We start from the raw sequence: 24,606 nt of genomic DNA, 5'->3' as shown, positions 1-24,606 counted from the left end.
CGATGAAATCGAGCAATCCCATCACCGACTACCTGCTGCACGCGAGCAACTTCCTGCCCGCGATCGTGTTCCTGTTCTACGGCCGGCTCGGGCCCGGACAGCCGGACGTGCGCTGGACGCACGCGTTCCTGATCGGCGGCGTGCTCGCGCTCGTGCACGGCGCATGGCTGATCCGCCGCGCGGACCGCAACAGCATCGCGATCGGCGTCGACCTGTTCCTCGTGATCGGCGCGGTGCTGGCGCTCGTGTCGCCGACAGGTAGCCGTTTGTGGGGAGAAGAACTCGGGCCGGCCGCGATGCTCGTCTGCGTGCTGGTCGTCGGCATCGTGCATACCGCGTGGTCGGACGGCGGGTTCGTCGACGGCACCTTCGTCGACCATGCGCGCGCCCGTTCGCTGTCGATCGTGCTGCTCGCCGTCACCGTCGTCGCGCTCGCGGTGTCGATCGCGATGCGCCACAGCCCGCTGTGGGGCGGCGTCGTGCCGCTGATCGCGCTGGTCGTCGTGCGCGGCCGCCTGCGCAAGCAGCTCGTGCGGGCCGGCTGACGATGAGCGCGCTGCCCGACCGCGCCGCGCAACGGCACGCGCTCGCCGCGACGCTCGGCGACGGCTGGCTCGACGGTGCGTCGGCCGAATCGTGCGAGCCGTACGCGACGGACGTGACGCTGCACAGCGGCGTCGCGCTCGGTGTCGCGCGGCCGGCGTCGACCGCCGACACGAGCGCGCTCGCGCGGGTCGCCGTCGCGCACCGCGTCGCGCTCGTCGCGCAGGGGGCGCGCACCGGGCTCGTCGGCGCCGCCTTGCCCGATCGCAGCGGCACGCAATGCGTGGTGTCGTTCGACCGGATGCGCGCCGTTCGCGCGTTCGACGCGGCGAATCGCAGCATCACGGTCGAGGCCGGCGCGCGGCTGTCCGACATCAACCGCGTGGCGGCCGACGCCGGCCTCTGCCTGCCGATCGACCTCGGCAGCGATCCGGCGGCCGGCGGCCTCGTCGGCGCCAACGCGGGCGGCAGCCGCCTGATCAAGTACGGCGACGTGCGCCGCAACGTACTCGGCGTCGAAGTCGTGCTCGCCGACGCGGCGGGCACCGTGATCGACGCGCTCGCGCCGCTGCGCAAGCGCAACGCGGGTTTCGACGTCACGCAATGCTTCATCGGCGCGAACGGCGCCCACGGGCTCGTGACGGCCGTGTCGTTCGCGCTCGCGCCGCTCGAACGGTCGTCGTGTGCCGCGTTCGTCGCGTTTGCGTCGTACGACGCGGCGTTCGCCGGCCTGCTCGCGTTCGAGCGTGCGTTCGGCGAGATGCTGTCGGCCTTCGAATTCATGTCGGCCGCGGCCGTCGGCTGCGTCGCCGCCGCGTTTCCGGCGCTGCGCATTCCGTTTGAAGCCGACGCCGCCGCATGCTACGCGCTCGTCGAGATCGCGACCGGCATGCCGGGGCTCGACGGGCTGCTCGAGGAACGCACGATCGCGACGCTCGACACGCTGGCAGGCGAACGCGTGGTACTCGACGCGGCCTGCGCGCCGGCCGAACGGTTCTGGCGGATCCGCGATGCACTGCCGGTCGCGGTTGCGCAGCACGGCATTCCGCTGTCGTTCGACGTGTCGTTTCCGCGCGGCGCGCTGGCCGCATTCGTCGCCGATGCCGAGCAATGGATCGCGGCGGCGCATCCGTCGCTGCGCTGTCACGCGTTCGGTCATTTCGGCGACGGCGGCTGCCATCTCGTCGTGTCGATCCCCCACGCCGACGCGGAGCGCTACGGGCCGCTGCAGCAGGTGGCGCTGCGCGGCGCGCTGTACGAGCGCGTCGTGCGGGCCGGCGGCTGCTTCAGCGCGGAGCATGGCGTCGGGCCGGTCAACGTCGCGTATTACCGCAAGCACGTGCCGGCCGCGCAACGGGAACTCGCCGCCGCCATCCAGCACGCCGTCGATCCGTTGGGGTTGATCGGGCGTGTGCGCTATTGATGCGCCGTTTCGCGGCGCCAGGGAGAAATCGCATGATGCTTCGACACCCGCCCGGCCCGGGTACGGCTTCCGAACCGGATACCGACCCGCCGCTCTCCGGCATTCCGGCCACGCTGCCCGACTCGGGGGCCGTGATCAACGTGAGAGGGGTGGCCTACGTGATCCCGCTGCCGCCCCGCGATCATGCGCGCCCGGCGCTGTGGCGCGAGCTGGCGGAGTGGCGCGACGAACGGTCGGACGATGGAAACGGCGAACCGGAGGCGCGGCAGGATTGAGCGGGCATGTGCGCTCCGGTGAATTGAAAGGGCACCGCGCAAACGAACGCGGCGCCGGACACCCTCGGTCGTCCGGCGCCGCGTCAGGCAACGCATACGGTCAGAACACCGCGTGTCCGCTGATCAGGCTGGGCAGCCAGGTCGAGAAGAACGGCATGTAAGTGACGATGTTGATCGCACTGAAGATCGCGAGGTAATACGGCCACGCCATCTTCGTCGTCTCCCCGATCGACACGTTGCCGATCGCGCAGCCGACGAACTGCACCGAGCCGATCGGCGGATGCACGAGGCCGAGCGAGCAGTTCAGCAGCAGCATGATCCCGAACTGCACCGGCCCGACACCGCACGCCATCGCGATCGGCAGGAACAGCGGTGTCGTGATCAGGATGTGCGCGGCCATGTCGACGAACGTGCCGAGGAACACCTGGATGATGTTGATGTACAGCAGCATCAGCCACGGCGCGGCGGTCGACTGCTTCAGCAGCCCCTCGATCGCATCCGGAATCTCCAGGTACGACATCTGGAAGCGCAGCATGTTGGACACCGCGATCAGCAGCAGCACGACCCCCGTCGTGCGCGCCGCATGCGACAGCGCGCGGCGCAGCTTCGCGGCCGTCAGCGTGCGGTACACGACCGCGGTCAACACGAGCGAGTACACGACGGCGATCGCGGCGGCTTCGGTCGCGGTCGCGATCCCCTTCGCGACGCACACGAGGATGATCGCGATCACCATCAGCCCGGGCACCGCGCCGACGAAGCTGCGCAGCACCGCATACCAGCCGGGAAACGCGGGCAGCGCGGACGAACCGTCTTCGCGGCGCGGGTAGCCGTGGCGCACCGCCTGCCAGTACGCGGCGGCGAGCACGAAGCCCATCACCCACAACACCGGCAGCAGCCCGGAAAACAGCAGGTCGCCGATCGACACGCCGCTCACCGGCTGGCCGTGCAGCATCCCGGTGATGCCCTGCGCGGCGAACGCGTAGATGATCATGTTGGTCGACGTCGGCATCAGCGCGCCGGCGAGTGACGCATGCGTCGTCACGTTGACCGCGTACGCGGCGCTGTAGCCTTCGCGCTTCATCAGCGGAATCACCACGCCGCCCATCGCCGACGTATCGGCGGTCGGCGAGCCCGACACGCCGCCGAACAGCGTGCAGGCGACGACGTTCGCCATCCCGAGGCCGCCGCGGAAGTGGCCGACGGTCGCCTGCGCGAAGCGCAGGATCCGGTCCGCGATGCCGCCGTGCAGCATCAGTTCGCCGGAGAAGATGAAGAACGGCACGGCGAGGAACGAGAACGCATTCATCCCCGAGATCATCGCCTGCATCGCGGTCGCGATCGGCAGGCCTTCGACCATATAGGTCAGCACGCAGGCGATGCCGAGCGCGAACGACACGGGCACGCCGAGCACGAGGAAAATCAGAAAACTGACGGACAGGATCGCGAGTTCCATGGCGTTATTGCCCCGGCGAAGAACGACGAAGCGCGAGCAGGTGCTCGAGCGAGAAGAGGGTGATGGCGATCGCCGCCGGCATCGCGATCAGGTAGCGCACGCCTTCGGGCAGCCCGATGATCGGAATGCGGTCGCCCATCGTCTCGGCGGCCATGCTGCCGCAGCCGGCCATGATCATGATCGCGAATGCGATCAGGCTCACGTGCTGGATCGCGATCACCACCGTGCGCGACCTGGGCGGCAGCCGGCGCACGAGCGAATCGAGGCCGATGTGTCCACCGTCGCGCACCTTCATCGCCGCGCCGAACATCGCGATCACGATCACGAGCAGCAGCGCGATCGGCTCCACGAAATCCGGCGCGTTCTCGAACACGTAGCGCATCACGACCGCGTAGAACACCAGCACCGTCAGCACCGCGAGGCACGCCGACGCGATCACCGCCAGCACGCGGAACAGCACGTCGTTCACGCAGCGCAGGAGCGGCGCGACATGCGGCCGCGCCGGCCCCGCGCCGTCCGGGGCGGCCGCCCCGCCGGCGGTCGCGGCACCGTTCAGGGACGTGCGACGCGTCACTTCGTGGCCTCGATCTCGTCGACGATCTGCTTCATCTGCGGCGTCTTCTCGTACTTCGTCCACAGCGGCTGCATCGCCTTCACGAACGCCGCGCGATCGATCTGCGCGGCCGCCAGAACCTTCGCGCCGCCCTTCGTCACCGCCTGCTGCGCGGACGCCTCGCGCGCGGTCCACAGCTTCTGGTAGTACGGCACCGAATCGGCCGCGGCCTTCCTGATCGCCGCCTGCTCCTGCGGCGACAGCGTGTCCCAGACCTTCTTCGAGAACACCAGCACTTCCGGCGTCATCGCGTGCTGCGTCTCCGAGTAGTCGGGCGCCACTTCGTAGTGCTTGGTTTCCTCGTACGACGGCATGTTGTTTTCGGCCGCGTCGACGAGGCCCGTCTTCAGCCCCGTGTACACCTCGGCGAACGGCATCGGCGTCGGCGTGCCGCCCATCGCCTTGATCTCGTCGACCATCAGGTCAGACGGTTGCACACGCACCTTCAGCCCCTTCATGTCGGCCGGCGAGCGCACCGGGCGCTTCGCGTAGATCGAGCGCGCGCCGCTCTCGTAGAACGTCAGCGCGATCATCCCCTTCGCGGTGAACGCGTCCAGGATTTTCTGGCCGGCCGGGCCGTACATCGCCTTGCGGAAATGATCGACGTCGCGGAACAGGAACGGGAACGACGGGATCAGCGATTCCGGCACGATCTCGTTGAACGACGCACCGTTCACGCGCGCCATGTCGATCGCGCCGATCCGCACCTGGTCGACCGTGTCCTTCTCCGAGCCGAGCGCGCTGTTGCCGAACACCTTGATCGAATCCTTGCCGCCCGTCTGCTTCGACAGTTCGTCGCCCATGAACTTCACGGCCATGTTGGTCGGGAAGTTGTCGCCATGCACGTCCGCCGAGCGGAACACGCGCGCCTGGGCGGACATCGCGAAGCCGGCCAGCAGCGCAACGGCCAGGGCGGTACGGGAGCGGGTGAATCGGTGCTTCATCGTCAGTCTCCTTGATGGTTGTACTCGTTGTCGCGCGGCGATCGGCCGGCATGCGCACGCTTCGACGCCGTGCTCGCCGACCTCAGAGTCATACGTCGTATGACGTGTTGACGCGAATGTACGTCGGTTAACCGTTTAACTCACTTGGTGCATACCCGTAGAACCGCAGCCACGATGGGTTTGCAGCGAATTTCGGGGAATCGTATTCTCTGTTTAGGCGACGCTATGCGAGACGTTTTCCGGAAGCGGGTTCGCATTTGCGCCGAGCGGCTGGTTGATTGCCTCGGCCGACAGTGGAAATCGGTCGTTCGCTTCGCTTCAGAATGTCATAGGATGACTGATCTCAACATGCGTACGTCGGCGCAATGTCATGCGCACGCGCCGCCGGCGGCGCGATTCAGGAAGGAAAGAACGAGGGGGAAAACGTGCAACGACAGGCGCGCTCGCCTGCCGTTGCCGTCATGTCTGCATGACCAGCGACGTCAGTTGCGCCGCGCGCGCCACGGCCGTCTTTGCGTAGATCGACTTGATCTGCGTGCGGATCGTGCCGATCGACACGCCGCGCAGCCCCGCGCATTCCTGCGGCGACAGCCCGTCGCAGCACAGCAGCACGGCGAGATCGGCCTCGGCCGACGACAGCCCGTAGAACACGCGCAGCCGCTGCGCGCGGGCCGACGGCGAACGCAGGTCGGCGGCCGTCATCAGCGTCGCGACGCCCGGCCGCTCGCGCATCAGGCGCGACTGCTCGGGCACCGGCATCAACGCCAGCGGCAACGGTTCGCCCGTCGCGCGCCGCAACAACAGCCCGCCGCGCGCGTACGCGTGCCGCCAATGCACATCGTCGACGCAGCCTTCCGGCGCGAAACGCCCGTTCACCACCCGCAACGCCGGCTCCGCCGCGATCAGCTGATCGGCCGCGCGATTCGTATAGCGCAATTCGCGCTGCGCGCCGAGCAGGAAGACCGGCACCGGAATCGCATCGAGCGCCGATTCGGCCGCGGCCACACGCGCCTCGAGCTCGCCGATCCGCGCCTGGATCTGCAGCGCGCGGCTGATGTGCATTCCCATGTTTTCGATCGCGCGGCGCTGATCGTCGGACAGCCCCTGCGATTCGAGGCCGCCCTGGACGCTGAGGAATGCGCCCGAACCCTCGCTGCGATGGATGTACAGGCCCGAGATGCTGCCGATCCCAAAAGGGTGAAGGAACTCCTGATAGAACTCGCTGTGCGCGCGCTGGTGCGCGGACAGGTGCTTGACGTCCTCGAACCAGCGGCCCGCCGGCCAGTTGCCGGCGACCGGCACGACCGGGTCGTACCGATAGAACTCGGTGTTGTACGTGTGATAACACGCGGCGACCCATGACGCGTCGTCACCCGCCGCCTTCTCGATCGCCGGCACCCGCGCCGCGTCGTCGAACGACAGCAGCGTGACCATGCGCACGCCGACCCACGATCGCAGCCCGTCCAGCACCGTTTCCCAGCGTTGATCGCCCAGTGCCGCGGCATAGACGTCATCGATCCATGCCGATGGAATCAACCCGTTCATTTGCATCTGGCTACCCCGCGCCGTGCGTTTTTGTCGAACGTCTTCTGCGCATCTTAGTCAATTGACGCCAACGTTTGAATCACTCGTTCGTATTTGGTCGAAATACGACGTTTGTTACCGTTTATCGTCAGACGTAATGGGCGTTTTCCGGCGTTTCGGCTCAATCGAATCCGGCGCACTCAGGGTGGCGCGCTTTTCTTCCGGACTGCGGTATGCCATGATGCGGCGCATGACGATTCGAATCACCACGCTCTCGCTGCACCATCACCACGGACGCCCCCTGTTGCGCCGTGGTTCGTTTCGCATCTAGCAATTGCATCGGGTGAATGCCCGATCAAGACGACAACCAAGGCGCCTGCGGCGCCTTTTTTGTTTTTTGCCGCCTTAAAAACCTGCTGCGCCGATCAATCGATACCGTACGGAGTGTTTTCAATGCAACAGCCCTGGAAAGAAATCGCCTTGTCGGATTTGCCGCTGCGCGAGGACCTCAGGTTGCAGCACGCGTACGGGGCGCCGCAGCTCGACGTGCCGGTCTGCCTGAACGTCAACGAGAATCCCTATCCGCCGTCGCCCGCGCTCGTCGAGCGCATCGCGACCGCGGTGGCCGACGCCGCGCGCGCGGCGAACCGCTATCCCGATCGCGACTTTGCCGGGCTGCGCTCGCATCTGGCGGCCTATCTGACGCACGACACCGGCGTGACGGTCGACGCAGCGGGCATCTGGGCCGCCAACGGCTCGAATGAGGTGATCCAGCAGATCCTGCAGGCATTCGGCGGCCCGGGGCGATCGGCGCTGGCCTTTACGCCCGCGTATCCCATGTATGACGAATACTGCCGCACGACTTTCACGCGCCTCCATACGTTGCCGCGCACCGGGGATTTCGCGCTGGACGTGGATCAGGCGCTCGACAGTATTCGCGCGCACCAGCCGGGCGTGGTGCTGCTGACGTCGCCGAACAACCCGACCGGAACCGCGCTGCCGGTCGACGATATTCGCGCCATCCTCGACGTCGCGCCGGGCGTGGTCGTCGTCGACGAAGCCTATGCGGAGTTCCGGCGTCGCGGCGTACCCAGCGCGGTGACGCTGCTACCGGATCATCCGCGGCTCATCGTGACCCGCACGTTGAGCAAGGCATTCAAGTTCGCGGGCGGCCGCGTCGGGTATTGCGCGTGCGCGCCCGCGATCGTGCAGGCGCTGAAGCTGGTTCGATTGCCCTACCACCTGTCCGCCTTCACCCAGGCGGCGGCCTGCGCGGCGCTGGTCGCGCGCGACGAGATGCTGTCGCAAGTCGAGACGATCAAGGCCGAGCGCGATTCGACCGTCGGCTGGCTGCGCGGTCTGGGCCTCACGGTGGCCGATTCCGATGCGAACTTCGTGATGTTCGGCGAGTTTGCCGACCGGCACCGGATCTGGAGCGGCCTGCTGCGCCACGGCGTCCTGATTCGCGAATCGGGCCCGCCGGCGTATCTGCGCGTGTCCATCGGCACCGCTGCGGAGATGGCCGCATTCCGTGCGGCCCTGCTTGACGTGATGGCGGCCGGATAAGCGACCGGCCATCCGGTCGACGACGCGACGAAACACGCGCCGGCGCCGCATCCGACGATGTACTTACTTCATCGCCGCGAAGCGCATTTCCATCTCGTCGATCTTCGCGAGCACCGCTTCGCTGAGCTTTCTGATGTGGCGCGGCACATCGGGCGCCGACAGCAGCTCCTCGATTCGCCCGCGCCAGTAGCTCGGATGCCGCACACGCACCGCGCCCGACATCGACACATCGTCAGCGTTCTGTTCGCTGTCCAGGAGAGCCACCATTCTCTGGATGTGAGAGAGCTCTCGTTCCACATAGTCTCGTGCCAGCATATTGATTGAAATTCCCCGAAATACGACAGCAGGCCTTCCGTCATCAACGCGCCATCGTGCTGCGATGAAAGCGACTCACCGCACACATCGAACGCCATCGTAAGCAGAAGCTGTGTCAGTAGACTGCGTGGGCATGTGTTGATTTCGACTCGGAATGGCGGGCCTGCCCGCTTGTTCTGATGCCATCCGTCCCCGATGCCCTGTGGTCAATCGTAGGCTTACTGTCGGCCAATGGCATCTCCCAAAGTGGGGATGCCGTCCGATATTGGCGGGGGAATTTCCGGAAATCGCGGGGCGTCGGGAGGCGTGCATGCGGCGGCCGGCCGGGGATGAATTCTCGATGGGCCGGCTACTTGAATGGCGTGCAGCCGGCGCACTGCCGCCGGGCAGGCAACGGGAGGATTTGCAGCGCGCATGAGCGTGGCCCGGGGTTCGTGTTCACGACGATTGCGGACGGGAACGTGTGACGTCCGTCGTACGCCGTGCGCGACGACAACGTTTGCGCCTGCTTGATGCGCCAGCGTGCGAGATTATTTAGACACGGGGCGCGCGACGGCGCAGCCCACTTGCCCGGCTCGCCGCACGCATTCACATCGCCGGTATTGAACGCCGCCTGACGCTTCGTCAAATCCTTTTGATCGAGCAACCTGTCGAAGTCCTTCGGCGGGTGTTTTTTTGGGTATTGCAAGCGCTTGTCGGTAGTGACTCGCGTGTCACGCGCGAATATCCGGATGTTTCGCGAAACGACCTACCCGCGAGATACAGCCCATCGGAATCAAATACCGGCATTGCCCTGCTTCAACCCGAAAATGAAATCCGCTTCCACCGATGCGCCTTTGGGCAATTGCAGCACGCCGACCGATGTCCGCGTATGAACACCTGCGTCGCCAAGCACCGCATACAACACATCGGATGCGCCGTCGGCAACTTCGCTTTGCATCGTGAAGCCGGGTGCACTTCGCACATACACGGTCATGCGCGGCACCGTCGCTATTACGTCAAGCGTGCCGCAGCGCTTTCTGATCAGCGAGAGCGCACGGAGTGCCGATACACCGGCAGCCCGGCGACCTTCATCGAGTGAAATGGATTCCCCCACTACGCCAACGAAATGCACCACTTCGCCGATCCGTGGAATCTGGCCGGCAATATAGGCCGTATTCCCGTCGACCAGAACGGGGGTGTACTTTCCGCCAATCCTGATTTCCTCGTCCGGATTGAATCCGAATTCGGCGGCAATCTGAATCAGCTTCTCGTCTCTGTTCATCAGTGAATTCCCCGATACTTCATAAAAATGTAAAGAGTAGTTAAATCCCGATTGCTTGTCTTGAAGAAGAAAACCCGTGCAATCGGTCAACTTGACGTGCCGGTTCCGTTAAAGATGCCCGGGTAATCCTCTACGTCTTCGTCAATACGACACACTTCTCAGGTGTTCGAAGCAGTCCTGCATCTCCATATTGACGAAAAAACACGTAGTCGATGAGAATTTCCTCAAAATTTTCCGTTGAAACCGCTATCATGTGAGTACTCAACCTGAAGAGCGATACATGGCAACGTACAAGGAACTGAAAGCCCAAATGGAAGCTTTGGCCGAGAAAGCCGAAGCTGCACGTGCCGCGGAATTCCAGGCGATCGTCGACGACATCCGCACCAAGGTTGCGGAATTCGGTATTACCGAAAAGGACATTTTCGGTAACCGTCGCGGCCGTCCGGCCAAGCAAGCGGCCGCCCCCGTGCAGGCAAAGTATCGCGACCCGAAGACCGGGGCAACCTGGTCGGGCCGCGGTCGCGCACCCGCATGGATCAAGGACGCGAAGAATCGCAATCGATTCCTGATCCAGGAATAAGATTCTCGACGCGTACCGGCGCGCGGTTTTGCGCGCCGTCCTGCTATTTGGGCATCGATACCGGCGGTATCCAACGACCGCGCCGGGTTGATGAGGCTTTGTCTCATTCGGCGCGCGGCGGCATGCTGCGCGCCGGATCGAATTCGGCCTCGCCCTCGCAATATTTCCTGATTCAACGTTCGTAATAGATCGCAAGCCAGACGGTTTGCGTTTCTTCGTGCGTCCACGCTACGCGATGGCGGCAATGCGGCTCGATCAGCACGTAGTCGCCGGGATGCATTTCATGGCGCGTCGGGCCTTCTTCGAATTCGAGCACCGCCGCCCCCGACAACAGCACGACCCATTCGGCGCGTGCGTCGTCATACCAAAAACCGTCCGGGCTCGTGTGGCCCATCGATACGATTCGCTCGACGTTCAGACGCTGGCCCGTGACAAGGAGGTCGATCTTTTCGTCCTCATCGCGCCGGCCATCGGCGGTGAACAGGTTGCCGGTTTGAAGTTGCATGGGTTGGCCTCGTCGGCGGTATTGGATGGGCGCCAGGGTTGACGGTGGCGGGAAATGTTCACTGTAGCCCAACGGATGCGATTGGAACCGGCTCGTTTCGCTGGAAGAAGACGATGGTGGTGCCTATTTCCCTGTTCGGCCGACAAGAGTCGATCATCGTCCTTTTCTCAATGGCCGCTGTTGGGAGACATCGCGTCGAGCAGACGGCGGGTTTGGTTCGCGATCGTGTTGGAATCCTTGGTCTTGCCGACCGCCGATGCGTTTTTACCGCTACACGAAAGCACGTTACGCCCTGGAAACGTAGCGCACTGGACATCCGAAGGTCGCTACGCTACAGAATCCGAATGCCCCGTTCGAGTTGCTTTCCCTGACCGTCAAAACGAAAGAAGAGCGAAGCAGACAGCGAAAATTGATACTGCTTCCGAGTCGGCTGCACGCTTCGCCGCATCTTTCGATGCCGGCAATACGCTCGGCCGGTTCATCGCTGGATCGCGTCCATCGGCCTGGCCGATACGTCGGCATCGAGGTTGACCATGCGCTTGAGACGGCGGAACAAACGGAGACCTGACCCAACGGCCGGCGAGCGATCGTTTGCCGGCCGCAAGCGGCCATTGGCTCATCCAAAGCAAACGGCCGCTTCCCGTCGGGATGCGGCCGTTCCTGGCGGCAACTGTCACGTTACGCAAATCGTTGGGTTTAGCCGGTCGTTCAAGTCATTGGGGCGATCACGCGAGTCAGGTTTTGATCGATGCGGCCATTGGCACGCTGATCGCCGACACTGAACTTGCCGTGCTGTTCATCGGATGCGGGAGATCCGTCGGATTGCAGACGTCTGCCCGGAAAGGCACACGAGAATCGCAGCCCGTCAGTGCTACGTATGGTCACGTACCGTAGGCAAAAAGCCACCGCGCGTTAATCCGTCGGCGGAATCCACGAGGCCGTCACCGCTTCGCTTGCGCGGAACGCGGGAAACTTCGCGCCGAGCTCCGCGATCGTGTGGATGTCGTTCTTCACGAGATCATCGCGCGTGATCAGCGTCGGCTTGACCACGATCCGCCGGCCCGGATCTTGCCCCGCGACGAGCAGCGCGGCGGCCCGCACCGACACCGCGCCGACGACCGCGGGATTCGTCGCGGCCGTCGCGACCCATGCGCTGCCGGGCGCGCGGATCGCCTCGATATCGGCGGTCGAAATGTCGGCGCTATAGATGCGCAACTTCGACGCCAGCTTCGCCTCGTCGGCCGCGAGCTTCGCACCGCGCGCGAATTCGTCGTAAGGCGCGAACACCACACGGATGTCGGGATGCGCGCGATAGGCGGCCGCGGCCTGGTTCGCGACCGATTGCGCGATCGGATTGTCGACGGTGCCCCAGCGCGCCTGCTCGCGCACCTTCGGATGCGCGCGCTTGAAGTCCCGCCACGCGGCGTCGCGCCGGTCGAGCGGCGCGAATCCGGCGACGTACACGTAGCCGGCCGAGAACGCATCGCCGTTGTCCTTCACCGCCTGGTCGAGCAGCAAGTTCGCGAGGTCGCGATCGCTCTGCTCGATCTGCGGCACCTTCGGGTTACCGAGGTCGACATCGAACGCGACGACCTTGATGCCCTTGTCCAGCGCGCGCTGCACGACGTCCTTCAGCGATTCGGGGAGCCCGTGGTTGACGATGATCGCCGACACGCCGACGCTGATCGCCTGCTGGATCTGCTCGCGCTGCTCGGTTGCGTCCTGGCGGCCCTCGTAGATGCGCAGGTCGATACCGAGCGCCTTCGCCTGCTTCTGCGCGCCGGCCTCGTATGCCTGGAAGAAGTCGCCGGTCGACAGGTAGTTGACGAGCGCGACCTTCACTCCGCCCTTGTCGAACGGCGCGGGTGCGCCTTTGAGCGGGCCGGCATGCGATGCGGGCACGGTCAACGCGGCAACGGACAGGAGCGCGAGCGCGCGGATCATCCGGACGGGGCGCAACGGACGGCGAAACGGGAATCGCATGCGGGTCTTCCTTGGCTGGTGGCGGTATCCGGAAAATCTATCAGTGCGGCGAACCGCTTCAAACCGAGCGATTCGGCAATCGATATTCCTTCGGATGGCAAATCGTTGAAGCCGACCGCGTCGCGCCTGGCACAAGCATTCGAGCACGCGCGTGATATGCGTAGCAGGAATCGATGGTTAGCGCGCGGGAGCGTTGTCATTAGAGTCGCAAAGTTCAGCTCCCTCTTTTTTCAGCGCCCATCGACGCCATGACCCGTCCCGCCCGAACCCGTCGCACCTTTGCCGCCGCCCTGCTGACGCTCGCCGCCGTCGCCGCGCTCTCCCCTGCCCGCGCGCAAAGCGATGCAGCGGCAAGTAACGCCGCCGTGCCGTCGCTGAAAGGCAAGCGCATCGGCATCACGGCGATCGGCACCGATCATTACTGGGACCTGAAGGCATACCAGGGGGCGATCGACGAAGTGAAGCGGCTCGGCGGAACGCCGATCGCACTCGACGCCGGCCGCAACGACAACCGCCAGATCGCGCAGATCCAGACGCTGATCGCGCAGAAGCCCGATGCGATCATCGAGCAGCTCGGCACGGCGAGCGTGCTCGAACCGTGGCTGCAAAAGATCCGGCAGGCCGGCATTCCGCTGTTCACGATCGACACGGCCTCGCCGTCGAGCCTCAACGTCACGACCTCGGACAACTTCTTCATCGGCGAGCAACTCGCGCTGAAGCTCGTCAACGACATCCACGGCGAAGGCAACATTCTCGTGTTCAACGGCTTCTACGGCGTGCCGGTGTGCGCGATCCGCTATGACCAGTTGAAGGCGGTGCTCAAGTACTACCCGAAGGTGAAGATCCTGCAGCCCGAGTTGCGCGACGTGATTCCGAACACCGTGCAGAGCGCGTATGCGCAGGTCAGCCAGTTGCTCGCGAAATACCCGAAGGGGCAGATCGCCGCGATCTGGGCCGCATGGGACGTGCCGCAAGTCGGCGCGACGCAGGCCGTCGACGCCGCGCGCCGCAGCGAGATCAGGACCTATGCGGTGGACGGCAGCCCCGATGTCGTCGCGCTCGTGAAAGACCCGAAATCGAGCGCGGCGGCCGTGGTCGCACAACAACCCGCGCTGATCGGCAAGACCGCGGTCGACAACGTCGCGCGCTACCTGGCCGGCGAGCGCACGCTGCCGCCCTATACGTACGTCCCGTCGCTGCTCGTCACGAAGGACAACGCCGGCTCGGCCCAGCAGACGCTCGGGCAGGCCGCCGCCCCGAAATGAGCACCGACACGCGCCCGCCAGCGCTGGCGCTGCGCGGGATCGTCAAACACTTCGACGGCGTGCCGGCGCTGCGCGGCGCGTCGCTCGACGTCGCGCGCGGCACCGTGCACGGGCTGATCGGGCAGAACGGCGCCGGCAAGTCGACGCTGATCCGGATTCTCGCCGGCATCGACACCGCAGATGCCGGTACGATCGCGATCGACGGTGCGACACAGGCGCTCGCACACCGCGCGCCGCCGGAGGGCATTGCGTTCATTCATCAGGAGCGTCTGCTGCCGGCGACTTTCACGGTCGCCGAGGCGCTGCAATTCGGCAACGAACCGGCCTATGGCGCGGGGCCGCTCGGGCTGCTGGCGGCACGCCGGATGCGACGCGATGCCAGCGACGCGCTGCACGCGCATTTCGGCCTCGACCTGCCGCCGAACCGCCTGATTGCCGAATTGAGCGTCGCCGAGCGGCAGATCGTGCAGATCACGCGCGCACTGATGCGCGACCCGCGCATCCTCGTGCTCGACGAACCGACCGCCGCGCTCGTCAGCAGCGAGGTCGACCGCCTGCTGCAGACACTCGACCGGCTGCGGCGCCGCGGGCTGACGATCCTCTACGTGTCGCACTACCTGAACGAGATCGCGGCGATCTGCGATCGCGTCACCGTGCTGCGCGACGGCACCGACGTCGCGCACGTCGACGCACGGACCACGCCGACCGAGGCGCTCGTCGCGGCGATGATCGGCACCGGCATCGCCGCACGATCGCAAGCGCCGGCGCGCGTGCCCGGCCCGTCCGCGCTGCGGGTCGCCGGCCTCGCGGCGCCCGGCCGGTTCGACGACGTGTCGTTCGAGGTCCGGCGCGGCGAGATCGTCGGTGTCACGGGGCTGCTCGGTTCCGGCGGAAAGCAGGTCGTGCGCAGCCTGTTCGGTCTCGAACGCGGCGTGCGCGGCACGGTGACGCTCGACGGCCGCGTGACGCGGCTGCGCAGCCCGCGCGACGCGGTGCGTCGCGGCATCGCGTTCGTGCCGGAGGACCGCCGCTCGCACGGCATCGCGCCGAGCCTGTCCGTGCGCGAGAACATCACGCTCGCGAGCCTTGCGCGCTTCATCCGATTCGGTCTGGTCGCGCGGCGCCGCGAGGACGACGCAGTGCAACGGCTGATCGCCGCGCTCGACGTGCGGGCGCCCGGCCCGGACGCGCCGGTGCGCCAGCTGTCCGGCGGCAACCAGCAGAAAGTCGCGCTCGCGAAATGGCTGAGCCGCGGCGCCGATCGCACGTCGCCGGTGTATCTGTTCGACGAGCCGACGGTGGGCGTCGATATCGGCGCCAAAGCGGAAATCTACCGGCTGCTCGATCGCCTCGCACGCGACGGCGCGGCGATCCTGCTGTTCTCGAGCGACCTGATCGAGCTGCTGGACGTCACCGATCGCGTGCTCGTGATGGCACGCGGCCGGATCGTGCGCGACGTCGCGACCCGCGACGCCACGCGCCACGATCTGCTCGCGTGGGCGACCGGCGCACGCGGCCACACGCCGCGGCAGGAGGTGGCCGCATGAACCGGATCCTCGATCGTGCGCCGCCCGGAGCGGCGTTCGCGCGGCTGCCGGGCACGTTCGGCGCGCAATTCTGGCTGCGCTGGGGCGCGGCACTGGCGTTCGCCGTCGTGTGTGCGGTGTTTGCCGCGAGTTCGCCGCTCTTTCTGACCGTCGCAAACCTCGCGAACGTGCTGCAGCAGTCGGCCGTGGTCGGTATCCTCGGGTTCGGGTTGACGGCCGTGCTGATCGGCGGCGGCCCCGATCCGATCCGCGGCGGTCTCGACCTGTCGGTCGCGGCGAACATGGGCCTCTGCGCAGCCGTGCAGGCCGTCGCGCTGCGCGACGGGGCGCCGGACGGCGCGGCGCTTGCGCTGATGCTGGCCACCGGCGCGGCGGTCGGTGCGCTCAATGCGTTCGCGGTGATCGCGCTGCGCATCGTCCCGCTGCTGGCCACGCTGACGACGATGAATCTCTGCGCCGGCTTCGAACTGGTGCTGACGCAGAACACGTCGGTCGCGGCGGCGAGCCCGGTGCTCGCCTTTCTGATCGACAGCGGCCCGTTCGACATACCGCATCTCGCGCCCGCGTTGCTGATCGTCGCGCTGCTGTTCGGCGTGCTGCTGCACCGAACCCGCTTCGGCCTGCGGCTCGCCGCGACCGGTGCGCATCGCGATGCCGCCCGCGCGGCCGGGCTGCGCGTGAACGCGTATGTCGCGGCCAGCTATGTGCTGAGCGGCGTCTCCGCCGCGCTGGCCGCGCTTGCGTCGAGTGCCTTGCTGAGCGGCAGCTCGCCCGGCGCCGGCGAAAACCTGCTGGCCGTCGTCGCGGTCGCGCTGCTCGGTGTCGTGTTCTCGCGGCGGCTCGTGCCGACGATACCGGGCACGCTGCTCGCCGCGCTGTTCGTCGGCATCGTGGGCAACGGCTTCCAGCTCGACAACGTGTCGAGCTACTGGGTCAACGGCGTCGAAGGCGCGCTGATCCTGTTCGTCGTCGCGACGACCGCGCTGATTCGGCGCCGCCATACGGAACACCATGCCCATGACTGAACGGATCGGCCGCCTGCAGCGGTTCTCGCTCGTGGCGGCACTGCTCGCGGTGATCGCCTTCTTCGCCGTGTTCGCACCTGGGTTCGCGCGGCCCGCCAATCTCGCCGACGTGCTGGTGAACAACTTCGCGCTGCTTGCGATCGCCGCGCTCGGGATGACGCTCGCGCTGTCGATCGGCGCGGTCGACCTGTCGCTGGGCACCGCGATCGACGTTGCGAGCCTCGTGTTCGTGCAGCTGGTCGCGCATCAGGTGGGCGTGCTGCCGGCCCTGCTCGGCGGCCTCGGTGCGGCGGTTCTGGTCGGCACGTTCAACGGCGCGCTGGTCGCCGGCCTCGGGATCGCACCGTTTCTCGCGACGCTCGGCACGCTGTTCATCGGCCAGACCGTCCAGCAGCTCGCCACCGGCGGCGGCCAGCCCGTCTACCTGCTGAACGTGGCGCTGCCGCCGCCGTTCGGCGCGCTCGCGCACGGTACGCTCGCGGGCGTGCCGGTGCCGCTGTGGTGCGTCGTCGTGCTCGCCGCGGCCGTGCATGTCGTGCTCGCGCATTCGGCGTTCGGGCGCTACAGCGCCGCGCTCGGCGCGCAGCCGGGCGTCGCGCGCCATTCGGGGCTGCCGGTCGCGGCGACCGTCGTGGCGACGTTCGTCGCGAGCGCGCTCGTCTACGGCGTGGTCGGCCTGCTGCTGTCGTCGACGGTCAAGGCCTATGTGCCGCAGGCCGGCAACGGCTTCCTGCTGAACGCGATCGGCGCGACCTTCATCGGCACGACGCTGTCGCCGACACGCCGTCCAGGCGTCGCCGGCACCCTGCTCGGCGTGCTGCTGATCAGCCTCGTCGCCAACGGGCTGCTGCTGATCGGCTGGAACTTCTACTGGCAGCAGGTCGCCACCGGCGCGCTGATCCTCGCGGTGCTCGCGCTGAGTTTCATGGGGCGGCGTGTACGCGCCGCGTGAGCCGCCGCACGCCGTGCCCCCGCCCCCTACGCCGCGTTCAGGCGCGGGCGTCCGCGCGCCGGCCGATGCCGAACGTGAACGCCAGCGCGAGCACCAGCAGCGCCCCTTTCACGAAATCCTGCAGGTAATACGGCGCATTCAGCATCGTCAGGCCGTTGAGCAGCACCCCGACGAACACGGCCCCGACCACGGTGCCGAACACGTTCGGCCGTTTCGCGCCCCACACCGCGTACCCGACCAGCGCGGCGGCCACCGCGTCGAGCAGCAGCGAGTGCCCGGCGCTGACGTCGCCGCGCCCGACGCGGGCAGAGATCAGCACGCCCCCCAATGCCGCAATTGCGCCCGATACGACATACGCCGCGACCCGGTAGCGCGCCGCGGGCGCACCGGCCAGCCGCGCGGCCGTCTCGTTGCCGCCGATCGCATAGATCACGCGGCCCCAGCGCGTCGCTTCCATCGCGATGCAAGCCAGCACCGTCACCGCTGCCAGTATCAGAACCGGCAACGGCACCACGTCGAACACGCGCAGGCGCCCGAGCGCGAGAAACGCGTCGGGAAAAATGCCGCTCGCTTCCGTGCCGTCGGGCAGCACCGAACCGGTCGCGAGCGAACGCCCGCCGGTCGGAATCAACTGCAGGCCCGCGAGCAGGAACAGCGTGCCGAGCGTCGCAAGCTGGTCCGGCACGCGCAAGCGCGTGATCAGCACACCGTTGAACAGGCCGGCTGCCACACCGAGCGCCACGCACGCCGCCACCGCCGCGAGCGCGCTGCCGTGCCAGACAACCAGCACGTAGCTGGCCGCCATCTGCGCGGATGCGGCGATGCTGCCCACCGACAAGTCGAAGCCGCCCGCCGCGAGCGTGATCGTCACACCGATCCCGAGCAGCGCGACGATCGACACCGCCTGCAGGATGCTGAACAGGTTGTCCACTTTCAGGAACGCGGGCTCGTTGACGGTAAAGACGACGACCAGCGCGGCGAGCACGAGCAGGATGCCGGTGCGTTCGAGGCCGGCGCGCAGGCGAGCCGACGCGGGCAGCGCCGGCCTGGCGGACGGCGCATCGGGTGCAACGGCAGGTGTGGCGGATTTTGGCATCGTCATGGATCAGTCCAACGGGTGGGAGGATGAATGATCGAGCGTCGCGCGATCGAACCGGACGACTCGATCGGCGACTTCGACCGCTTCCTCGAGATCGCTGACGAACACGAGCGTCGCGCGTTCGTGCGCATGGCGCCGCAACATGTCGACGATATCGGCGCGCGCACCGGCGTCGATGCCCTGGAACGGTTCGTCGAGCAGCAGCAGCCGCGCGGGTTCCGCGTGCCAGCGGGCGAGCACGACTTTCTGCTGGTTGCCACCGGACAGCCGCACGAGACGGTCGTCGGGGCCCGTGCAGCGAATCCCGAAGCGCGCGATCGCGGCGGCAGCGGCCGTGCGCTCGCGCGCGGCGCGCACCGCGCCGCCGCCGAACCAGCGCGACAGGAACGGGAAGCTGATCGTGCCCGCGATCGACGCAAACGGCACGCTGTCGGGAAACAGCGACGTGCGCCAGCGGTCCTCGCCGGCGAGGAACACGCCGGCGCGAATCGCGTCGGCAGGTGAACGCGGGCGCCACGGCCTGCCGTCGAGCGTCATCGCGCCCTGCGCCGCACGCACGGCGCCGAAGATCGTGTTTGCGAGGCGCGACTTGCCGCCGCCGACGGGCCCCGCGATCGCGACGATCTCGCCGCGCCGCACGTCGAGATCGAACGGCGCGCTGGCCTGCGTCAGGCGCAACCCGCGCACGCTCAGGCCGGTGTCGCCGGGCCGCGCGATCGGCGCCGGGCCCGGCGCACGCGCCTTCGGCAACGGCCGCCCGAGCATCGTTTCGACCGCCGCGTCGAAATCGACCGGTGCGGCGAGATCGGCAACGATCCGTCCGTCGCGCACGATCGCGACGCGATCGGCGATACGGCGCAGGTCGCCGAGCCGGTGCGACACCAGCAGGACCGCGACGCCTTCGTCACGCAATGCATCGAGCAGCTCGAACAGGCGCTCGGCCTCCGGCGCCGACAGGCTCGCGGTCGGTTCGTCGAGGATCAGCAGGCCCGGCTGCCCGGCAAGTGCTCGCGCGAGCGTCACACGCTGCTGGTCCGCCAGCGAAAGCGACGCGAGCGGCGCCGCCAGGTCGGCATCGAGCCCGACGCGTTCGGCGAGCGGCCGTGCGGCATCGCGCCGGGCGGCCGGCGGCACGCGCCACGGCGATGCCGGATCGCACAGCCGGTCGAGCAGCAGGTTGTCGGCGATCGACAGCGTCGGCACCACCGCGTCGGCAACCGACTGATGCACGGTCGCGATGCCGAGCTGCTTCGCCGCGTGCGGCGACGCGGGCCGGTAAGGCGTGCCGCGCAGCGTCAGCGTGCCGCCGTCGTGACGGATCACGCCGCTCAGGATCTTGACGAACGTCGATTTGCCCGCGCCGTTGGCCCCCATCAGCGCGACGACCTCGCCGGCGCCGATCGACAGGTCGAGCGATGCGAGCGCGGTCGTCGCGCCGAAGCGCTTCGACACGCCGATGGCCGTCAGGACGGGCGGCCGCGCGACGCGATGCCGTCGATCTACTCGGAGATTGGATGAAGTCGTCGTCAATGCCGTGTCGAAAAGATGTGCCTCTCGGCGGGCGGTGCCATGTGCGCAACGCCACCCGGTCACCGGAAACGTGCGGCGGGATGCTTTGTGCGGGGGCAATCCCGCTTGGGCGGAGACACCATGTCGCGGCTCATCGACTTCGGCCTCCACGTCGATCCGCGTCGAGCATGACTGTGCACCGGGCAGGCATCGACGCCGGTTCGGCCAATCTAGCGTGCCGCACGACGTACCCGCAAACAACGATTTCTGTCATCGATATGACGTGGGCGAGAATCCCGCCCCCCTCCCTGTCACGCCCCTTGCGCTGCCGGGGATGTGCGAACCGCTGCGTGACGCGCTCTGATATTTTTTCTTTACCAGACTTTGTTTACCCGAAAATATAGCCCCGCAGTTCGCGCAATTTGCAAAGAGTCTGGACATTTACGGATACGCGTATCGCCGGCCCGGCATCGATCTGAAGACGCCGCACCTCATCACGCTCGGGATAATCAGTGCCATGGGCGGCTGCGAGAATCAATTGCGTTTCCAACCTGGCGCTGCCTTGCATCTCGGCATATCGGCCGAGCAGGTCCGTGAGGTATTCATTCAGGTGCAAGTTTTTGCCGGGAATGCGCGGGCGTTCAATGCGGCAGCCATTTTCAAAGCCGTCGCCGACACGTTTCAGAATAACGAATAGCATGATGCCCTCGACCCGGTGGCAACTGATCGTGACGTATGTGTGCGCCGACGCAGCCGTGACGGTTATTTCACCGGATGCCGGCATCGTCGGCAACCTGTTCGGCTACCCGCTGCTCACCCCCGTCGGACCGGCGACTTGATCCTCGTGGACGTGCATCTCGACATCGACGCTGATCTTACGGTCGCACAAGGGCACGACATTGCGGTGGAAGCGCGTGCGCGCGTGATGAAGCATCACCGTGTCCTGAATGCCATGACGCACGTCGATCCACGGAGCCGCGAGAGCCTCCCCGGGGCCGCCTCCGGGATGCGCGTTCGGTAGCCGGGAGCGGCTGGACGATGCACCCGATCGAAAGATTGCGTGCGCCGCGTGTCAATCGGAACCGCGCGGATGATGGCCGCGTCTGAAAGTCAACCGGCGTTCATTGACGAGTGCCCGCCAATCGAGCTTCATCAGCGCGAACACGAGGCCGAGCAAGACCAGTTGCGTGACGACGAAGTAGCCGCCGAGATACGTGCCTTCGAGTTCTGATTCCACGTCCAGCCGGGTCGATGCAAAGCGGCCGAGATGCGCCCAGATCGCATAGGTCGTTGCGCGGCCGATGAAGAACGCCGCCGCGATGATTCTGAGTGGCAACCCGGAAAGCCCGTATGCAATGAAGAGGTAGTTCGACGGCAGCGGGCTCAACGCGTAGAAGAAAAACGCGCCGACGGTGACGGTCCGGTGCTGTCGCAGCCAGCGCGTGGCGACGTCGATATTCTCGCGGTCGGATTCCCGCATCCAGCGGGAGTGGACGAGCGCTCTCGCGAAGGTCGCCAGAATGACACGGCCGGTCGTCGCCGCGCCGGCCGCCACAACGGCAAAGATGAACGGATTGCCGTCGGGCAGGTTGAACCCGACCCATGACATCGCCATCCACGTGGGCGGGGCGAACGCCGGCATGAGATTCAGCAGAAGAATCAGCACGAAGAGTACAGCCAGCGTCAGCACGATATCGACTCCAGGCCATCCGGTGTCACGGCTCAATTTTGCTGAGGAAAGGGGCCGATGGCTTGACTCACGTCAAGCAACGCGGCGTGCCGGTCGTTCACGGGAGGCACGCCGTCCTGACCCATGTCAATGCTCGAAGCGCGGCGCTTCTTAGACTGATGCCACGCCGTCCGCAACCGAAACCGGATGCGGCGAACACCACCATGCACGGCGATCGGAGCAATGGCCATGTCCCGAGTCCCCTGGTCGATCGATCTCGTGTTGCTGATTCTGGCGGCCGCCACGCTCGCCGGCGGCGGCGTATGCGTGGCGTTCGGCCAGCCGTCGCTCGCACGATTCGCCTGGCTGCTGGGGACGCTGCCGGTCCTGCTCGCGTTGACGGCCTCGCTGGTCAAGACCGTGATGAAGCGGCAGGCCGGTATTGACGTGCTCGCGTGGCTCGCGATCGCGCTGGCGGTCGTGCTCGACGAGACGCTTGCGGCGGCGGTGATTGCGTTGATGCTGGCGAGCGGGCGGACGCTGGAGCGGTATGCGCAGGACCGCGCGCAACGCGAGATGAGCGCACTGCTCGGCCGCGCCCCCCGGCAGGCAACCCGTTTCGAGAACGGGGAATGGCGCTCGGTTGCGCCGGACACCCTTGTCCCCGGCGACAGGCTGCTGGTGCGGAGCGGCGAGTTCGTGCCCGTCGACGGCACATTGACCGGCGACGCGGAACTGGACGAGTCCATGCTGACGGGCGAATCGTCCACCCTGCGACGCCGTTCCGGGGAAAACGCATGCAGCGGCGTGGTCAACGCAGGCGCCCCGTTCGAAATGATTGCCCGCACGACGGCGAGCGACAGCACGTTTGCCGGCATCGTCCGTATGGTCGAGCGTGCGCAACGCGAGCGCAGCCCGTCCGTTCGTCTCGCGGATCGCTACGCCGCATTCTTCGTGCTCGCATCGCTGCTCGTCGCGGGAATCGCATGGCTGTTGACCGGCGACGTCACACGTGCGCTTGCCGTGCTCGTCGTGGCCTCGCCGTGTCCATTGATCCTCGCCGTGCCGGTCGCCATCGTATCCGGCATGTCGCGTTGTTCGAAACGCGGCATTCTGGTCAAAGGCGGGGGTGCGCTGGAGCGTCTTGCACAAGCGACAACTCTGTTCTTCGACAAGACCGGGACGCTGACGGGAGGACGTGCACGCATCGTTGCGATCGAGTGCGGCGCTGACGTCGCAGCGGACGATGTATTGCGGTTGGCCGCGTCATTGGCCCAAGCGTCGGGCCACGTCATCTCGGACGCGCTGACGGTCGCGGCGCACGAACGTTGCATCGACCTGTCGCTGCCGTCGGCCGTCATCGAAACGGCCGGCGAAGGCGTGACGGGCCGGGTCGACAACAGGACCGTTGCGATCGGCAAGTTCGAATACGTGTCAGCATTCGCGACGAATGCGCCGTGGAGCGGCGCATTCCTGGCACGCGTCGTCAGCGAGGGCGAGGCTGCCGTATTCGTCGGCGTGGATGGCGTCATGATCGGCGCGATTCAAATGGCTGACCAGGTGCGGCTGGAAACACCGCGGGCATTGCGGCTGCTCAAGCGCGAAGGCGTCGAGCGCCTCGTCATGCTCACCGGCGACCGGCGGGACATCGCCCAGGCCGTCGGCGAGTTGCTGGGTGTCACCGACGTGCGTGCCGAGCAGACGCCGACGGACAAGCTCGTCGCGATTCAGGCCGCGCGCAAGGAGGGCGTGACGATCATGGTCGGCGACGGCGTGAACGACGCGCCGGCGCTGGCGGCCGCCGACGTCGGTATCGCGATGGGTGCGCGGGGGGCGGCCGCGTCATCCGAAGCGGCCGACGTGGTATTGCTGGTCGATCGGCTGGATCGACTCGTGGATGCGATACGTATCGCGCGACGGTCGCGCCGAATCGCACTCGAGAGCGTGGTGGCCGGCATGTCGCTGTCGGTCGTCGCGATGACGATTGCGGCGGCCGGATTCCTGCAGCCGATTGCCGGCGCGGTGATTCAGGAAGTCATCGACGTCGCCGTCATCGTCAATGCGTTGCGCGTGTTGCTGGATCGCCCGAGGCTGACGAACGCCCGGCTCGACGATGTCGACGTCGAGCAACTCAGGCGCGAGCACACGGCATTGTCACCGTTGCTGGACCAGATCAGGGATCTCGCGGATCGTCTGCCGGGACTATCCGGGGCCGCCATCGCCAGCGAGCTGGTCCACATGATCGACTCGCTCGACGAACGGCTGCTGCCGCACGAACGCGCCGACGATCGGGACGTCTACGCGCGCCTTGCCCCGCTTCTCGGCGGGGAGGACCCGCTGGCTGCGATGAGCGGCGCGCACCGGGAGATCTTCAAGATGGTCCGATCGCTCAGACAAATGGTCGCGGACCTGCCGCGCGACGGCACGAACACCATGCAGGTGCAGGCGATACAGCGCTTGTTGTACGGGCTGGAAGCGATCGTGCGCCTGCATTGCGCTCAGGAGGAGGAACTGTTCCACGCCGTGGGTGCGGATGCGTGACGACGAAGCGC

At 66.7% G+C, this 24,606-nt stretch carries 24 protein-coding genes and 2 pseudogenes; 14 read left to right on the top strand and 12 right to left on the bottom strand.

All coding sequences use genetic code 11. The annotated features are described in order from the left end of the window. The first annotated feature begins 2 nt into the window (after window positions 1–2). From E9536_RS22915 to E9536_RS22905, 3 genes are read left to right on the top strand one after another with little or no spacing between them, the layout of a single operon-like run. Window positions 3–545: a hypothetical protein gene (locus E9536_RS22915; RefSeq protein WP_021160282.1), complete on the top strand. Its 543-nt coding sequence runs from the start codon at window positions 3–5 to the stop codon at window positions 543–545. A gap of 2 nt (window positions 546–547) precedes the next feature. After that, window positions 548–1,966: an FAD-binding oxidoreductase gene (locus E9536_RS22910; protein WP_136470769.1), complete on the top strand. Its 1,419-nt coding sequence runs from the start codon at window positions 548–550 to the stop codon at window positions 1,964–1,966. A 32-nt stretch (window positions 1,967–1,998) separates the two neighbouring features. Continuing rightward, entirely contained in the window at window positions 1,999–2,241 is a 243-nt protein-coding gene (locus tag E9536_RS22905) for a hypothetical protein (protein WP_136470767.1), read from the top strand. A gap of 100 nt (window positions 2,242–2,341) precedes the next feature. Here the strand turns inward: E9536_RS22905 and E9536_RS22900 are convergent, their stop codons facing one another. The 4 genes from E9536_RS22900 to E9536_RS22885 all read right to left on the bottom strand — a co-directional run bounded on the left by E9536_RS22900 (window position 2,342) and on the right by E9536_RS22885 (window position 6,796). After that, on the bottom strand, window positions 2,342–3,694 hold the full coding sequence (locus E9536_RS22900) for a TRAP transporter large permease (RefSeq protein WP_060170270.1): 1,353 nt from the start codon (window positions 3,692–3,694) through the stop codon (window positions 2,342–2,344). A gap of 4 nt (window positions 3,695–3,698) precedes the next feature. Next, entirely contained in the window at window positions 3,699–4,268 is a 570-nt protein-coding gene (locus E9536_RS22895) for a TRAP transporter small permease (protein WP_060085951.1), read from the bottom strand. Further along, window positions 4,265–5,251 (bottom strand): TRAP transporter substrate-binding protein, encoded by a 987-nt coding sequence (locus E9536_RS22890; RefSeq protein ID WP_136470765.1) that lies wholly within the window; start codon window positions 5,249–5,251, stop codon window positions 4,265–4,267. The genes E9536_RS22895 and E9536_RS22890 overlap by 4 nt, the downstream gene beginning before the upstream one ends. Before the next feature lie 459 nt (window positions 5,252–5,710). Beyond that, on the bottom strand, window positions 5,711–6,796 hold the full coding sequence (locus E9536_RS22885) for a helix-turn-helix transcriptional regulator (RefSeq protein WP_226128462.1): 1,086 nt from the start codon (window positions 6,794–6,796) through the stop codon (window positions 5,711–5,713). Between the two features lie 111 nt (window positions 6,797–6,907). Between E9536_RS22885 and E9536_RS22880 the strand changes: the two genes are divergently transcribed. After that, a complete protein-coding gene (locus E9536_RS22880) occupies window positions 6,908–8,341 on the top strand; it encodes a histidinol-phosphate transaminase (protein ID WP_247873496.1) in 1,434 nt (477 codons plus the stop codon). Window positions 8,342–8,404: 63 nt separating this feature from the next. Here the strand turns inward: E9536_RS22880 and E9536_RS22875 are convergent, their stop codons facing one another. The 3 genes from E9536_RS22875 to E9536_RS22865 all read right to left on the bottom strand — a co-directional run bounded on the left by E9536_RS22875 (window position 8,405) and on the right by E9536_RS22865 (window position 9,920). Continuing rightward, window positions 8,405–8,656 (bottom strand): hypothetical protein, encoded by a 252-nt coding sequence (locus E9536_RS22875; RefSeq protein ID WP_027792032.1) that lies wholly within the window; start codon window positions 8,654–8,656, stop codon window positions 8,405–8,407. A gap of 349 nt (window positions 8,657–9,005) precedes the next feature. Beyond that, window positions 9,006–9,344: a hypothetical protein gene (locus E9536_RS22870; protein WP_136470763.1), complete on the bottom strand. Its 339-nt coding sequence runs from the start codon at window positions 9,342–9,344 to the stop codon at window positions 9,006–9,008. A gap of 87 nt (window positions 9,345–9,431) precedes the next feature. Then, on the bottom strand, window positions 9,432–9,920 hold the full coding sequence (locus tag E9536_RS22865) for a RidA family protein (RefSeq protein WP_060199082.1): 489 nt from the start codon (window positions 9,918–9,920) through the stop codon (window positions 9,432–9,434). Window positions 9,921–10,200: 280 nt separating this feature from the next. Here E9536_RS22865 and E9536_RS22860 point away from each other — a divergent pair, with 280 nt between their 5' ends. Then, complete coding sequence (locus E9536_RS22860) at window positions 10,201–10,500, top strand: H-NS histone family protein (protein WP_021160271.1); 300 nt, start codon at window positions 10,201–10,203, stop codon at window positions 10,498–10,500. A 172-nt stretch (window positions 10,501–10,672) separates the two neighbouring features. Here the strand turns inward: E9536_RS22860 and E9536_RS22855 are convergent, their stop codons facing one another. Beyond that, window positions 10,673–11,005, bottom strand: coding sequence for a cupin domain-containing protein (locus E9536_RS22855; RefSeq protein WP_059495802.1), 333 nt, complete (start codon window positions 11,003–11,005; stop codon window positions 10,673–10,675). A gap of 415 nt (window positions 11,006–11,420) precedes the next feature. On the opposite strand from E9536_RS22855, the pseudogene E9536_RS42160 reads away from it, so the two are divergent. Then, window positions 11,421–11,523: pseudogene (locus tag E9536_RS42160) on the top strand (integrase); the annotation flags it as partial. 394 nt (window positions 11,524–11,917) lie between these two features. Here E9536_RS42160 and E9536_RS22845 read toward each other — a convergent pair. Continuing rightward, entirely contained in the window at window positions 11,918–12,949 is a 1,032-nt protein-coding gene (locus E9536_RS22845; RefSeq protein WP_247873503.1) for a substrate-binding domain-containing protein, read from the bottom strand. Between the two features lie 287 nt (window positions 12,950–13,236). Between E9536_RS22845 and E9536_RS22840 the strand changes: the two genes are divergently transcribed. Genes E9536_RS22840 through E9536_RS22825 form a run of 4 tightly spaced genes read left to right on the top strand, consistent with a single transcriptional unit; the run spans window position 13,237 to window position 17,777 of the window. Then, window positions 13,237–14,253, top strand: a complete 1,017-nt coding sequence (locus tag E9536_RS22840; protein WP_027792041.1) for a sugar ABC transporter substrate-binding protein — start codon at window positions 13,237–13,239, stop codon at window positions 14,251–14,253. Further along, window positions 14,250–15,800: a sugar ABC transporter ATP-binding protein gene (locus tag E9536_RS22835; protein WP_136470759.1), complete on the top strand. Its 1,551-nt coding sequence runs from the start codon at window positions 14,250–14,252 to the stop codon at window positions 15,798–15,800. The genes E9536_RS22840 and E9536_RS22835 overlap by 4 nt, the downstream gene beginning before the upstream one ends. Beyond that, entirely contained in the window at window positions 15,797–16,825 is a 1,029-nt protein-coding gene (locus E9536_RS22830; RefSeq protein ID WP_059697046.1) for an ABC transporter permease, read from the top strand. Before E9536_RS22835 ends, E9536_RS22830 begins: the two co-directional genes overlap by 4 nt. After that, window positions 16,818–17,777, top strand: coding sequence for an ABC transporter permease (locus tag E9536_RS22825; RefSeq protein WP_136470757.1), 960 nt, complete (start codon window positions 16,818–16,820; stop codon window positions 17,775–17,777). Before E9536_RS22830 ends, E9536_RS22825 begins: the two co-directional genes overlap by 8 nt. Before the next feature lie 37 nt (window positions 17,778–17,814). Here the strand turns inward: E9536_RS22825 and E9536_RS22820 are convergent, their stop codons facing one another. Beyond that, the gene (locus tag E9536_RS22820; protein ID WP_247873495.1) at window positions 17,815–18,879 is read right to left on the bottom strand and encodes an ABC transporter permease; all 1,065 of its coding nucleotides are present in this window, start codon (window positions 18,877–18,879) and stop codon (window positions 17,815–17,817) included. A 3-nt stretch (window positions 18,880–18,882) separates the two neighbouring features. Next, on the bottom strand, window positions 18,883–20,406 hold the full coding sequence (locus tag E9536_RS22815; protein WP_060357796.1) for a sugar ABC transporter ATP-binding protein: 1,524 nt from the start codon (window positions 20,404–20,406) through the stop codon (window positions 18,883–18,885). Between the two features lie 379 nt (window positions 20,407–20,785). Between E9536_RS22815 and E9536_RS22810 the strand changes: the two genes are divergently transcribed. The 3 genes and pseudogenes from E9536_RS22810 to E9536_RS22805 all read left to right on the top strand — a co-directional run. Then, the gene (locus E9536_RS22810) at window positions 20,786–21,082 is read left to right on the top strand and encodes a carboxymuconolactone decarboxylase family protein (RefSeq protein WP_348772169.1); all 297 of its coding nucleotides are present in this window, start codon (window positions 20,786–20,788) and stop codon (window positions 21,080–21,082) included. 1 nt (window position 21,083) lies between these two features. Continuing rightward, complete coding sequence (locus tag E9536_RS41530; protein WP_155647950.1) at window positions 21,084–21,224, top strand: hypothetical protein; 141 nt, start codon at window positions 21,084–21,086, stop codon at window positions 21,222–21,224. Continuing rightward, window positions 21,206–21,406, top strand: a pseudogene (locus E9536_RS22805) (cation transporter dimerization domain-containing protein); the annotation flags it as partial. The gene E9536_RS41530 and the pseudogene E9536_RS22805, both read left to right, overlap by 19 nt. A gap of 51 nt (window positions 21,407–21,457) precedes the next feature. On the opposite strand, the gene E9536_RS22800 reads toward E9536_RS22805, so the two are convergent. Beyond that, the gene (locus tag E9536_RS22800; RefSeq protein ID WP_060312978.1) at window positions 21,458–22,075 is read right to left on the bottom strand and encodes a hypothetical protein; all 618 of its coding nucleotides are present in this window, start codon (window positions 22,073–22,075) and stop codon (window positions 21,458–21,460) included. A 228-nt stretch (window positions 22,076–22,303) separates the two neighbouring features. Between E9536_RS22800 and E9536_RS22790 the strand changes: the two genes are divergently transcribed. Beyond that, complete coding sequence (locus tag E9536_RS22790) at window positions 22,304–24,595, top strand: heavy metal translocating P-type ATPase (RefSeq protein ID WP_136470755.1); 2,292 nt, start codon at window positions 22,304–22,306, stop codon at window positions 24,593–24,595. Window positions 24,596–24,606 lie beyond the last annotated feature (11 nt).

This window comes from Burkholderia sp. LS-044 (genome assembly GCF_004803625.1).
Lineage (GTDB): Bacteria > Pseudomonadota > Gammaproteobacteria > Burkholderiales > Burkholderiaceae > Burkholderia > Burkholderia cepacia.
The sequence above is the reverse complement of the archived record's forward strand: the minus strand, read 5'-3'. Positions and strand labels throughout refer to the sequence as shown.